The 13,241-nt window shown below is 60.4% G+C and carries 7 protein-coding genes and 1 pseudogene; 7 read left to right on the top strand and 1 reads right to left on the bottom strand.

Annotated features, from left to right (window positions below; all coding sequences use genetic code 11):
* Positions 1 to 162 precede the first annotated feature (162 nt).
* Complete coding sequence (locus tag CSQ85_RS05470; RefSeq protein ID WP_190972910.1) at positions 163 to 3,750, top strand: SNF2-related protein; 3,588 nt, start codon at positions 163 to 165, stop codon at positions 3,748 to 3,750.
* Positions 3,751 to 3,837: 87 nt separating this feature from the next.
* A complete protein-coding gene (locus CSQ85_RS05465) occupies positions 3,838 to 7,164 on the top strand; it encodes an Eco57I restriction-modification methylase domain-containing protein (protein ID WP_190972909.1) in 3,327 nt (1,108 codons plus the stop codon).
* On the opposite strand, the pseudogene CSQ85_RS05460 reads toward CSQ85_RS05465, so the two are convergent.
* Positions 7,153 to 7,563, bottom strand: a pseudogene (locus tag CSQ85_RS05460) (TaqI-like C-terminal specificity domain-containing protein); the annotation flags it as partial. The gene CSQ85_RS05465 and the pseudogene CSQ85_RS05460 overlap by 12 nt on opposite strands.
* 47 nt (positions 7,564 to 7,610) lie before the next feature.
* Between CSQ85_RS05460 and CSQ85_RS05455 the strand changes: the two are divergent.
* The 5 genes from CSQ85_RS05455 (at position 7,611) to CSQ85_RS05435 (ending at position 13,215) form a co-directional block, all read left to right on the top strand.
* Entirely contained in the window at positions 7,611 to 8,234 is a 624-nt protein-coding gene (locus tag CSQ85_RS05455; protein WP_150383202.1) for a master DNA invertase Mpi family serine-type recombinase, read from the top strand.
* Between the two features lie 239 nt (positions 8,235 to 8,473).
* Entirely contained in the window at positions 8,474 to 9,124 is a 651-nt protein-coding gene (orn, locus tag CSQ85_RS05450; RefSeq protein WP_150383201.1) for an oligoribonuclease, read from the top strand.
* A 50-nt stretch (positions 9,125 to 9,174) separates the two neighbouring features.
* Positions 9,175 to 10,050 carry a Cof-type HAD-IIB family hydrolase gene (locus CSQ85_RS05445; RefSeq protein WP_150383200.1) on the top strand — a complete coding sequence of 292 codons (876 nt, stop codon included), beginning with the start codon at positions 9,175 to 9,177 and terminating at the stop codon, positions 10,048 to 10,050.
* Between the two features lie 29 nt (positions 10,051 to 10,079).
* Complete coding sequence (locus CSQ85_RS05440) at positions 10,080 to 11,495, top strand: PIF1 family DEAD/DEAH box helicase (protein WP_150383199.1); 1,416 nt, start codon at positions 10,080 to 10,082, stop codon at positions 11,493 to 11,495.
* Between the two features lie 397 nt (positions 11,496 to 11,892).
* The gene (locus CSQ85_RS05435) at positions 11,893 to 13,215 is read left to right on the top strand and encodes a polysaccharide deacetylase family protein (protein WP_190972908.1); all 1,323 of its coding nucleotides are present in this window, start codon (positions 11,893 to 11,895) and stop codon (positions 13,213 to 13,215) included.
* The last annotated feature ends 26 nt before the right edge of the window (positions 13,216 to 13,241 follow it).

Genomic DNA, 13,241 nt, shown 5'->3' with positions numbered 1-13,241 from the left:
GCGAGGGGGACGTCGCGTTGTGGCGGATCGGATGGATCTGGGATGCATCGAATGAGAAACACCGATAACATCTAAAAAGATGCATATCTCTCTATGGGGGGAAGTGCGATTTAGCATGATGGCGTATTCGATATCGCGTAGAACGAACGAAGGAGGACGATGATGTCGGGTTTGACTCAGTTTATCGATAACAGAAAGCAATCTCTGGGGGCGATTCTTCGTCAGGTCGCGTCCAATCCCGCGTATAAGGATCTGTCTATCGTCACCGGTTACTGGGACATGATCGGCACGTCAATGCTGATCGACCTCATCAAGGATTACCGTTCTGTACGGATTCTGATTGGCGCGGAGCCGTTCTCCAGGCGGAATCTCAAGCTGAAGAATTTGTATGAGGATTTTCCTGATGCGGATATTGCCGAGGATCTCAAGGGACTGGGGGAACTTCCCGAGGAGGAAGTGGCGCGTTATCGCGAGACCGCGCGCATTCTGGCAGTGATGGTTCGCGAGGGACGTCTGCAGGTGCGTATCTGCCGTAGGCCGTTCATCCACGCTAAGGAATATGTGTTCGGCGCCTATGACTCAGTGGGGGCGGTCGGCATCATCGGTTCCTCCAATTTCACGGGTCGGGGCCTGTCCGACGTTGCAACCGGTGGCAATGCAGAGTTGAACTATCTGGAGGACAAGGAAGGCATAGTCCTCTTTCAGCCGCATGCCGAAGGGCAGCAATACGGTCATCTCTCATGGTTTGACATGATGTGGAACCTGCCCGAGGTGAAGGAGTGGACGGGGGATTTCCAGGAGATTCTGAGTAGTTCTCCCGTGGGGAACAAGACCTATGGTCCGTATGACGTGTACATCAGGGCGTTGATGCGTCTGTTCCCTGATGAGCTGTCTCCGGAGCTGGACGATGGCAATGCTACGGATGATGCGGATGTGCTGTATGCGTATCAGAGGCGCAATGCGGGGATCCTCGTCAATAAGCTCAGGACGATGGGAACTGCGATTCTTGCTGATTCTGTCGGCCTAGGCAAGACGGTGACTGCCGGTGCCGTCATCAACCGCTTCAGGAAGGAAGGCAAGAGGAACATCGCCATCCTTCCCCCGGCGAAATTGAAGGGTCAATGGCGCATGGATCTCCAGAACTTCTTCAAACTGGACGAATCGTGCTACAGCTTGGTGTCGCAGCAGGACATTCCGGCCATCCAGCGGCTGGGCGAGGCGTACCGTCGTTCGTATCCCGCCGATCTGATTGTCGTCGACGAGGCGCATAACCTCCGTAACGAGCGTTCCGAACGTTTCAAGGCCATTCTAAACCTGATCGGGCAGAATCCCAACGCCAAGGTGCTGTTGTTGACGGCGACGCCCATCAACAATGGATTCAAGGATTTGGTCAGCGAGCTGGAACTCGGTCTAGGCGGCCGCAGGCAATCCGGGATCATGGTGTCGTACCAAGACCCGAGTGAGGCTGTTTCAGGCGTACGTAACAAGGACTTCTTCGAATTCCTCCAGTGGCTTGATACCCGGAAAAAGAACGTGGAGAGCAAGGGCGGCAAGTTCGACTGGAACGTCTATCGGCAGCCACTGTCCCAAGGCATCAGCCATTTCATCGTCCGTTCGACCAGACAGGGAGTCCAGGAGGAATCGAAGCTGCTGAGCGATGGCGGCCCGTCGATGATCTTCCCCGAGAACACGTTCGACACGGTTGATTATGCGTTCCCGGCGCAGGCGGCGGAGACGGCCAAAGCCATTATCGGCGGCCATGCCGATGTGTTCGAGGGCATTGACCCATTGAAAGTGGATGGGGCGGAGTTGGCCGACGAGACACAGCGTCTGCGCCATCCGTTGGACATCATCGCGCAGGAATCGGAGAGGTTCCACAGCGACGGGGACAACTCCCCGTCCTTGGTGCGGGATGTGTTTTCCCTGGTGGTTCTCCTTGGCTTCCCCATATACCGGTCGCAACTGTATGCGTGGGACTATCGGAACATGACCGTGGAGGATATGGGGCTGCTGCCCTTCGCCGATGACGATGAACGCGCGCGGCTGCGTTCGGCGATGACGATTCACAACATCCTGCAGACCATCTGGCTGAAGCGGCTTGAGTCCTCGCTACAGGCGCTGCGCCTGTCCGTGGAACGGTACCGTCATCGGCTCGATGTGTTCTCCACATGGCTGGACCGGGGCTATGTCATCGGTTCATCCGCGCTGTCGATGCTGGATGACGATGACGAGGAGCAGTCGCGCCTGACCTTCTGGGATGACGCAATCGGCGATCCGGGTCAGAACCTCGATGACAGGAGCATCGACTACGACAAGGCGAACGAGGCTGTTTTCGATGTGGAAGGGCTGCATCGTGATGTGAAGCGTGATCTGGACATCACTGATGTGATTCTTAAGATATTGTCGACGTGCATCGACGACGGTCTGGACGCCAAGCTGGGTTCCTTCGCCAGGGAATTCGTGAAGGCGTTGCATGATGGACGGTTCGGCGGAAAGGTGCTCGTGTTCAGTGCCTATGCCGACACCATCGACTACCTCCAGTCACATCTTCCGGCGTTGCTGAAGAAGGATGTTCCCGACTTCGGTGGAAAATCAGCGTTCCTGACGGCGGCCTCCTCGGATCTGGACAATGTCGTGGGGCGTTTCTCCCCGGTGTCCAAGAAGCACACCCTTTCCGATTCGGAATACGAACTGGATTACCTGTTCTCCACGGATGTGCTGTCGGAGGGACAGAACTTGCAGGACGCGGCTATCCTCATCAACTATGACCTTCACTGGAATCCGGTCCGCATGGTGCAGCGCAATGGGCGAGTGAATCGATTGGGGTCGTGCTTTGACAAGGTGCTCATCGGCAATATGGCGCCCACCGAGGACCTGGAATATTATCTGGGATTGCTTTCCCGTCTGCAGGGCAAGATCGACACGATCAAGAATTCGATCGGCACCGATCAGGGCGTGCTGACCTCCGCGGACGAGAACCCGATTGAATACATCCAAGACCTGTATAGCGGAGATGATGCAAAGATCCAAGACGTGATCGCTTCCGTGGATGCGGACAACGACATGCTCTCGTGGAGAAACAGTCATGTATATGCGCTGAGGGAGTTCCTACATCATGCGTCGCAAGAGGATGTCAACCGTATCGAGAAGATGCCGAAGGACAAGTGGAACTATCTGCCGTCTGATTCGCATCTCCGCCGATCCGTGGTGATGATGTGTGAACAGTTCGGTGGAATCGGCAACGGTATGAACTATCGATTTGTCCGGGTGGAGCCGGGAACCATGCCAGTAGCCGATCCGATTTCGAATGAGGAGGCCTTGGACTTGCTCGCGACCGGTCCCGAGGACAACGCCAGCCGGCTGGATGATGCTCAGTTGGATCGAAAGCGCATCGGAAAGTCGGCGCTGTCCATGGTCGGGATGCACAAGGCGTCCGATGCCACGACGGGATACCAGCCGAAGAAGAACGAAATCGAACCGCTGACGTTCTTGCAACGGCAGCTGGGCATGAGGTCTTTGCTGCAGGCATTGGGGCCGGTCCGGAATCTGGTGCAGGCCAAGCAGCGATATGAGACGCTGATGGGCCGGATGAGAAAGGAAATCAGGAAGAGGGACTCCTCGCAGCCGTTGGAGTTTAGCGAACAGTTGATAGCTGACTGGCACGCCTTCCTGGACGACATCAGTCAGGACAAGGGCGACGACGGCGGCAAGTGGCGGACCGTCATGGCCAGCATGTCCCCCGACCTGTGATGGAGCGTGGCGCCGTCGCACCGTGGGGCTTGGTGGTATACAATCCTTAGAGCCTTGGGCATGCAGTCGGGAGTGGGAGGAATGGGCATGGTTATGTTCTCTGGTCTGCAGCAGTCGCTTGATGAGTACGGTCGATATGCCTCCGCCGATGCGGAGGACATCGACCGCAAGATCGCGGCCATTCGAGTCGCCATGCAGGTGATGTCCATTCTCCGCGGTGTCGCTCTTGACGATACCGCGGTTGATGATGCTCTTCTCCGCTCGCCAAAAGAGGTGGATCGTCACCGGGAATGGTTCACTATCCATCCGCAGATGAAGAAGACGGCCTTCGTCTGCGATCTTGCTGAGGAGAACAAGCTGTTCGAAGCCACATTCAGTGGTTTGAGGGGGACCGCCACGAAGTCTCGCATCAGCGCCTGCGTGGCGATGATGCAGCATTGGGAGGACGGCGAGCTATTCGAGTGGCTTCCGGTTGGAGTGAATTTCTTCGCGCCGGCCGGCTCGGCGTCGATTATCATCGCGGTATCCAAGGTAGGCAACCTGCGTACCATGGAGCTGCGCGGCACGCTGTCGAACACGCAGAAACGTATTCTGAGCAAACTGGAAGGCGTATTGGGCGACGATGAGGCGGTGCGAACCGCCGGTGACGCGGACAAAGCGTATGTACACGCCACGCTTTGGGATGCGCTCAATGTTGCCGAGGTCAACCAGAGCTTCTACGCCGGCATCGCGACACGATTCAACGAGCTGGTCAAGACGCTTGTCGATGCGGACTATGACGAGGATGGCGCGAAGATGTTTGCCAGCCGTCTGATCGGACGTGTCCTCTTTGCATGGTTCCTGAACCAGAAGGGGTTCATCAATCCCGATGAGCGCTATTTGAATATCGATGGATTGAATGCCACCGATTATTACGAGAGGAAACTGAAGCGATTGTTCTTCGCCACGTTGAACACGGCGAAGGACCGCCGTGACGCAGACGGAGATATGGTCACGCCGTTCCTCAACGGCGGTTTGTTCGAGGAACAGGCCACCGATTTCTCCGATAGGTCGATTCCGTTCCCGGATGGCTTCTTCGCCGATCTGTATGAGCATTTCGACCAGTACGACTTCACCACCGATGAGTCCACGCCGGATTACGAGCAGGTGGCCATCGATCCGGAAATGCTGGGACGCATCTTCGAATCCCTGCTCGCTGAGCAGATGGACGACACTGGCAAAAGCGCGCGCAACGCCCAAGGTGCGTTCTATACGCCGCGAGAGATCGTGGCGTATATGTGCCGCGAGGCGTTGCGCCAATACCTGCACCGTGCGTTCGACGGTGACGACGTCATCTGTACGGGCATCGACACCTTGCTGAACACGCCGGACGGGCAGTGGGAAAGTGAGAGTGACCCGCGCAAGGCTCTGTGGAATTCGAACACCAGGACCGTGCTGCCCCGGGTGCTCGGTGCACTTGAACATGTGCGCGTGTTGGATCCCGCGTGCGGTTCTGGAGCCTTCCCCATGGGCATGCTGCAGCTGCTGATGCGATGCCGTGCTCGTCTGATGGGTAAGACCGCCACGGCCGACGCCTACCGGCAGAAGCTGGAGATCCTGCGGAACAACGTGTTTGGAGCCGATATCGAGCCGATGGCGGTGGAGATCGCCCGTCTGCGCGTCTGGCTGTCCATGATCGTGGAGCGGGATTCGATTGATCAGGTCGAACCGTTGCCGAATCTGGATTTCAAGTTCGTGTGCGCCGATTCGCTGGTACCGTTGGCCGCCGCCGATGTGCGCGGTTCAGAACAGTCTAACGGCGCTTCGATAGATGACGCATCGTCGTTGAATCGTCTGAACCAAGGCGCGTTCGATCTGGCCGATGAGGATGAGTTGTTCGACCAGTTGAAGGACATCCGTGCCCGTTACTTCTCCACCACCGATCCGGAGAGGAAGGGCGACCTGATGCAACGATTCGAGACCCTTGCCTCCCAGCTGGGTGGCAGGGACGAATCCTCCCCACGGGGACGGCAGATCGCCAACTTCCATCCCCATGCGTCCTCGGTTTCCGAGACGGGGCACGCGCCGTTCTTCGACCCGGACTTTATGTTTGGCGTCGACGTCTTCGACGTGGTCATCGGCAACCCGCCGTATGTGCAGCTGCAGAAGATGAAGGCCATGCGTACCGTCTACGAGTCACTGGGGTACCGGTCGTACAACAAGACCGGCGACCTGTACGAATTGTTCTACGAGCGTGGTTTGGAGTTGCTGTCTGAGCATGGTGTTCTGGACTACATCACGTCGAACAAGTGGATGCGCAACCGGTACGGCAAGGAGTTGCGCGAGTATTTCGCCCGCAATGCCGAAGTGATTTCGCTTATCGATTTAGGTGCCGAACGCTTCAACAACGCCACCGTCGACACGAATATCATGCTGCTCGCCAAGGGGCAGTCGGACGGGGTGCGACAGGCCGTGAGATATGAGGACAATTCGCTGACAGACATCGGCGATTATGTCGCGAACAATGCCGTGACTATTCCGTTCAATTATGTCGATGGCTCCAGCAAGTCGGACGCGGGCAAGAAGATACCGGACGGTAGCCCTTGGGTCATCCTGACTGATGTGGAGCGCTCCATCAAGCACAAGATGGAGGAGGCTGGCATACCGCTCAAGCGGCTTGACGTGCGTATTTACCGCGGTGTATTGACTGGTTTGAACGATGCGTTCATCATCTCCAAGGAGAGGCGCGACGAGCTCATCGCCGCCGACCCGAAGAGCGCTGAGATCATCCGTCCCGTGCTACGCGGACGCGACATCAAGCGCTACAGCTACGAGTTCGCGGATTGCTATCTGGTCACGACCCATAACGGTTACAAAAACGACGGAACCGAAGTGCAGCGTGTGGATGTGGACAGGTATCCGGCAATCAAGGAATGGCTAGAGTCCTTCGAGCCGAAGCTGTCCAAGCGCGCCGATCAGGGTGACACGCCGTACAATCTGCGCGATTGTGCCTATATGGGCGATTTCTCGCAACCGAAGATCGTGTGGGGCAACCTCTGCCTCCATGCCCAGTACGCCATGGTGAAGGACGATGCCATCGTCTGTGCGCCATCTCCGTTCATCGCCACCGACGACTGGTTCCTGCTGGGGGTGCTGAATTCCAAGGCGGCGGATTGGTACGTGCATCAGGTCGGCGTCACCCGCAGCGGCGGCTACATGGAATACAAGCCCGTCTTCGTAGAGCAGATTCCGATTCCCCGGGATGTGCCGGACGCCATGCGCCGCGAGATCACCGAACTGGCCCAAAGGGCTCAGGAACAAGCACAACGGGGAACGTCAACCATGAATGAGGAGCAGCGAATCAACGCATTAGTATACGACCTGTTCAAGCTTGGTGATGCCGAACAAGCCGCAATCCAACAATCATTGGGCTAGCGAGAAGCGCCGAATAAAATCGCTTTCCTCCGCGGTCAAACCGATGCTTTTGGCAATGTGGGCATCAATTTCCCGCTCAATTTCCTGTTGCCTAGGTTCCGGGTATTGGGAATTGATCCGCTCATGGATGAGTTCCAAGAACTCGTTCCTCTCCGCCCCTTGGGGCATGATGATGGGGAGCTGCTCGATGGTGTATTTCTTCCATCGGACTGTCCCCATGCCAGTGGTGGTTCCCAACGTGGAGAAATAATATTCGGATAGACGCGAGTTAAGGAATCCCAAGATTATTGGAAGCTTGGAACCTACCATCAGGAAGGTCGTCGCTTCGGGCACGAATGTCCCTTTCTCGTCAAGCGCGAACTTAGCCTTGTCGGAAATCTCACCCCACACGATCTTCGGTTGCGAGAAATCGCCCGATTGCCTATGCCGCCTGTGACACTGTGGCCATGATCTATGGGTATGTGCGGGTGAGCACGGGCATGCAGACGGTGGAGAACCAGCGGTTCGAGATCGAACGGTTCTGCGCCGGGGAGCGTCTGGTGGTGGACGAGTGGGTGGAGGAGACGGTCAGTGGCACGAAGGCGCCGGACAAGCGCAAGCTGGGCGGCCTGCTGGACAGGGCCGACAAGGGCGACCTGATCGTATGCTCGGAGCTGTCGCGCTTGGGCAGGAGCCTGTTTATGATCATGGACGTGCTCAGCTGCTGCATGGACAAGGGCGTGCGGGTGTGGACCATCAAGGACGGATACCGTCTGGGCGACGACATCCAGAGCAAGGTGCTGGCGTTCGCGTTCGGGCTGTCCGCGGAGATCGAGCGTAACCTGATCAGCCAGCGCACCAAGGAGGCATTGGCTAGGAGGCGTGCCGAGGGGGTGCGGCTGGGCCGTCCGGTGGGGAGCCTGTCGGCGCGCACGAAGCTATCGGACTATGAGGATGACATCCGCGCCATGCTGGGGCAGGGTCGCACCAAGGCCGACATCGCCCGCAAATACCATGTTCATCCCGCCACCGTGGGCCGGTTCGTACGGAACCATATGCAGGCGTGCGCCCCACAAGGCGTCATGGAATGACTCCTCTCATCAGTTGGTTTCGATTGACCGTTGGCGCCATGCGCATATGATGTTGTGTACCGCTGCTATGCATGACATGTGGTTGCATCCTGACGCGATGTATCGTCACTCGCCGCATCTTTGTAGTGGCTTCGTTATACGCTGAAACGTTCCACGCGGAACGGCGCGTGCCGTGCACGTAGGACGCGGAACAGGCCGTCAAGCCGAGGGAAAACGAGAATCAGAAAGGTGGCCACATCATGGTTGACGCACATGACGCCGAAACCTACAGCGCGAAGGATTCGCGCCTCATCTGGATCGACTGCGAGATGACCGGACTCGACATCTTCGGCGGCGACGAGCTCGTCGAGGTGTCGGTCGTGCCCACCGACTTCGACCTGAACGTGCTGGACGAGGGCGTCGACTACGTCATCAAGCCGAGCCCGAAGGCCGTGGACCACATGAACGACTTCGTGCGCCAGATGCACACCCGTTCCGGCCTGATCAACGAGTGGGAGCACGGCCTCACGCTCGAGGAGGCCGAGAGGAAGGTCACCGAGTACGTGGCGCGTTTCACCCCGGACGGCGTGCGTCCGCTGCTCGCCGGCAACACCATCGGCTCCGACAAGAAGTTCCTCGACCACTACATGCCGAACCTCATGAGCCACCTGCACTACCGCAGCATCGACGTGAGCACGATCAAGGAGCTCGCCCGCCGCTGGTACCCGGCCGTGTATGAGAACCGTCCGCCGAAGAACGGCGGCCATCGCGCGCTCGCGGACATCATCGAATCGCTTGACGAACTGCGCTACTACCGCGCGGCCGTCATGGCCGCCGCCCCCGGGCCGGACGCCGCCGAGGCCGCGCGCATCCGCGACGAGATCGTCGCGACCAGCCTGAACAACCAGTGACGAACGGCTATTGACGAACGATCAGCGACGAACGACCAACGAGAGGACCTATGAGCGCACAGGACTGGACCACCATCACCGCCGGACCGCATGACATCCGCCTCGTCGTGGCGGACATGGACGGCACCCTGCTCGACGGCGACAGCCGCATCCCGGACGACTTCTGGCCTCTGCTGGACGACTTGAAGGCGCGTGGCGTCGAGTTCGTGCCCGCATCCGGCCGCCAGCTGGCGACGCTCAAGTCGATGTTCGAATCCGACGGATCGGAGGAGACCGGCGGGTCGGGCGGCGCCATGTCGTTCGTCGCGGAGAACGGCAACGTCGTGGTCGCCGACGGCGAGATCGTCGACGTGCACGGCGTCGGCTGGGATCTGACGCGCGATCTGATCGACATCGTCGATCGCGCGGTCGAATCCGGCTCGCACGACATCGGACTGGTCGTGTGCGGGCTCAAGACCGCGTACATCCAGCGCAAGGACCAGCCGTTCGTCGACGAATGCGCGAAATACTACAAGGCGATGAGGGTCGTCGACGACCTGCACGAGATCCTCGGCACGCCCGGCGAGACCGTGCTCAAGCTCGCGATCTTCGATTTCGGCGACGCCGAGGGCATGGCCTCCGACCTGCTCGGCGACGTGGCGCGCACGCATGCGGTGGTCGTCTCCGGCGCCCACTGGGTCGACATCATGGACCCGGCGACGAACAAGCGCCAGGGCGTCGTCGCGCTGCAGCGTCATTTCGGGGTTACCGCCGCGCAGACCGCCGTGTTCGGCGACTACCTCAACGATCTGGAGATGCTCGAGGCCGGCGAGTGGTCGTTCGCGATGGCCAACGCGCACGACGACCTCAAGGCCGCGGCGCACTACCTCGCGCCGGCCAACACCGATCACGGCGTGATCCACGCGGTGCGCAGGCTGATCGGATAGCGGTCGGGAAAGTCGGGAAGAAGGAAGGCATGCGGCAAAGCGAGGCCCTGGCGATTCTGAACTCGGGCGCGAACGTGTTCCTGACGGGCGCGCCCGGCGCCGGCAAGACGTACGTGCTCAACGAGTTCATCCGCGGGGCGCGCGCCGACGGCGCCGACGTGGCCGTCACCGCCTCCACCGGCATCGCCTCGACGCACATCGACGGCCAGACCATCCACTCGTGGAGCGGCATCGGACTGGCCGACGTGCTCACCGCAAGCCTGCTCAAAACCATCAAAACCCGCCGCAAACGCCGCATCCAGGGCGCCGACGTCCTCGTCATCGACGAGGTGTCGATGCTGCACGCCTGGCTGTTCGACATGGTCGATCAGGTCTGTCGCCAGGTCAGGCGCGATCCGCGCCCCTTCGGCGGCCTGCAGGTGGTGATCTCCGGCGACTTCTTCCAGCTGCCGCCGGTCTCCGTCTCCGGACGCGACCGCGACGTGCTGCCGGCGAACCCCGAGTTCACCGCGTCGCGCGAACGGTACGCGCGCGCCGGACTCAACCCGGAGGGCTTCGTCACCGAATCGCTCGTCTGGGCCGAACTCGACCCGGCCGTCTGCTATCTGACCGAGCAGCATCGTCAGGACGACGGCAAGCTGCTCGGCGTGCTGACCGACATCCGCGCCGGGCGCGTCGACGACGCGGACCGCGACCTCCTCGTCACCCGCCTCGGCGTCCGGCCGGCCGAAGGCGAGGTCGCCGTCCACCTGTTCCCCGTCAACCGTCAGGCCGACAACCTCAACGACATGAAGCTCGCACGGATCGACGACGCCCCGCACGAGTTCCACGCCGAACAGGCGGGGCCCGCGAACCTCGTCGAACGACTCAAACGCAACATGCTCGCCCCCGAGCGGCTCGTGCTCAAGGAGGGGGCTGCCGTCATGGCCCTGCGCAACGACACCGATCGGCAGTTCGTCAACGGCTCGCTCGGCACGGTGCGCGGGTTCGCCGCCAGCAATAAGGGCGGATGGCCGATCGTCGAATTCGAGAACGGCAACATCGTCACGATGAAGCCGGCCTCATGGCAGATGATGGACGGCGACGAGGTGCTCGCCTCCGTCTCGCAGGTGCCGCTGCGTTGCGCGTGGGGCATCACCATCCACAAGTCGCAGGGCATGACGCTCGACCGCGCGGTCATGGACCTGAGGCGCACGTTCGCGCCCGGCATGGGGTACGTGGCGCTCTCCCGCGTCGAATCGTTGGGCGGACTGTATCTGGAGGGCGTCAACAACCGCATGTTCCTCGTCTCGCCCGACGCGGTCATGCTCGACGGCGACCTGCGCGAGGCGTCCGCCGCCGCATCCGACCTGCTCGCCGAGAAAGGCGCCGCCGCGTTCAAGCCGGGCGCGTCGGCACTCGCGTCCGCTGCCGACGACGAATTCGCCCAGGAGTCGCTGTTCTGACCCTGTATTGCGGGATTCAGCGTCGAAATCGGTCGAAATCGTGCTGAGTCCCGCAAAGGGGAGTCTATGCTTGGACTGGGGAGACGAGGATCGTATTGATGAGACGATTGGTGCGGACTCTGAAAGGCCAGATGCTATGACGGGGAATCAGACGGCACGAAATGACGATGGTGGTCGTGACTCTGTCTACGATGACGAGATCGATGATCCGAATCTATTAGACGATCTGTCTTATTCTGACGAGTCTGCTGATGAAGCGAGCGAGTCGATGGATGGCGACTTTCACGCAGCTGCGCAATCTGGGCGCGGAATGGACTCCTCAGAGAGCGATGCCGAGAGTGGCGCTGAGAGGCGTCGTGCCGGTGTCCGTCATCTGCGCACGCCGATCGTTGTTGCGGTGATCGCGTTGTTCGCGGCGGGACTGGTGTTCGCCGGATGGACGGTCGCGAGTTCGGTGCTTGCGTCGCAGCGTCGCGCGCATGAGAGCGCACTCGCCGGATGCCGCGCCTCCCGCAGGGCGTACATGGAGACCGCCACCTCGTTCACACCGACCCTCGCCGCATCGAAGACGCTGCTCGACAAAACCAAGGGATTTGACGACAGCGACACCCGCGAACGACTCCAGCAACAGGTGAACCGTACGGACGGCATCGATTTCACGGCGCTCGCCACCGCCGACTGCGCGTCAGACATGTCCGCCACGGCACTGGACGACCTGTCCGACCGGTACGGCAGTGCCGACACCCAGATGGACACGGCCCTCATCTCCATGCCGTACGACATGCAGACCCTGCAGGGCATTCTCGATGGTCTGACCGCCAAGGATGCGCGCACCCGGCTCACCGCGCTCCTCGACAAGGCGAACACCGCCTATGCGCGTTCCGAGAACAAAGCCGACAACGCCCTGCGCGCCGCGCTCAAACAGACCATCGACGCGGCGCAGCATACGCTCGACACCACGTCCACCACCGACGCGGCGACCATCGCGAATGTGACCGGGCCGCTCTCCGACGCCACGGACAAGGTCATCGCAGCCATGCCGCTCGACTGCCATTTCATCAATTGCGTGGCTCTGACCTTCGACGACGGCCCCAACAAACAGCGCACGCCGGAGATCCTCGACGAGCTCAAACGGGCCAAGGTGCCTGCCACGTTCTTCCTGCAGGGGCAGTTCGTCAACGGCTCCAACGTGTCCCTGGTCAGGCGCATGGTCGCCGAAGGACACTCCGTCGGATCGATCTCCTGGCGGCACACGCAGATGCACGCAATGAGCGCCGAACAGCTCGCCAAATGGTTCAAGGACACCGACGACGTGATCTCGCAGGCCTCCGGCAAGCCCGTCACCCTGTTCCGCCCGCCGGACGGTGCGTGGAGCGACGCACTGCGGGCAGCCGCCAGAAACAGCAACCAGTCGATGATCATGTGGAGCGTCGACTCCGGCGACTGGGACGGCAAGGCCACGGCCTCCGCGATCGCCAAACGCGTGGTCTCCGATGCCTACGCCGGCTCGATCATCGCCCTGCACGACGGCAACGCCGCAACCGCCAAGGCCCTGCCCGAGATCATCAACGGTCTCGAGAAGAAGGGCTACCGCATCGTCACTGTCGACACGCTCCTCGCCGGCGCCATACAGCCCGTCGAGCCAGGCGACATGATCTACAGTCTCGACAACATCGACACCGTGCGCAAGGGCGGTCAGGACACCGGCATCGCCAGCTGATAATTGCTGATTCGCCCGATTCCGAC

It is taken from the genome of Bifidobacterium rousetti (assembly GCF_008698235.1).
Lineage (GTDB): Bacteria > Actinomycetota > Actinomycetes > Actinomycetales > Bifidobacteriaceae > Bifidobacterium > Bifidobacterium rousetti.
Note: the sequence above shows the minus strand (reverse complement) of the source record. Positions and strands in the feature narration are given on the sequence as shown.

Bases quoted from the DNA above. Each gene is read 5' to 3' on its own strand.
- CSQ85_RS05470 (WP_190972910.1), top strand. From the start codon at position 163: ATGTCGGGTTTGACTCAGTTTATCGATAACAGAAAGCAATCTCTGGGG.
- CSQ85_RS05465 (WP_190972909.1), top strand. From the start codon at position 3,838: ATGGTTATGTTCTCTGGTCTGCAGCAGTCGCTTGATGAGTACGGTCGA.
- CSQ85_RS05455 (WP_150383202.1), top strand. From the start codon at position 7,611: ATGATCTATGGGTATGTGCGGGTGAGCACGGGCATGCAGACGGTGGAG.
- orn (WP_150383201.1), top strand. From the start codon at position 8,474: ATGGTTGACGCACATGACGCCGAAACCTACAGCGCGAAGGATTCGCGC.
- CSQ85_RS05445 (WP_150383200.1), top strand. From the start codon at position 9,175: ATGAGCGCACAGGACTGGACCACCATCACCGCCGGACCGCATGACATC.
- CSQ85_RS05440 (WP_150383199.1), top strand. From the start codon at position 10,080: ATGCGGCAAAGCGAGGCCCTGGCGATTCTGAACTCGGGCGCGAACGTG.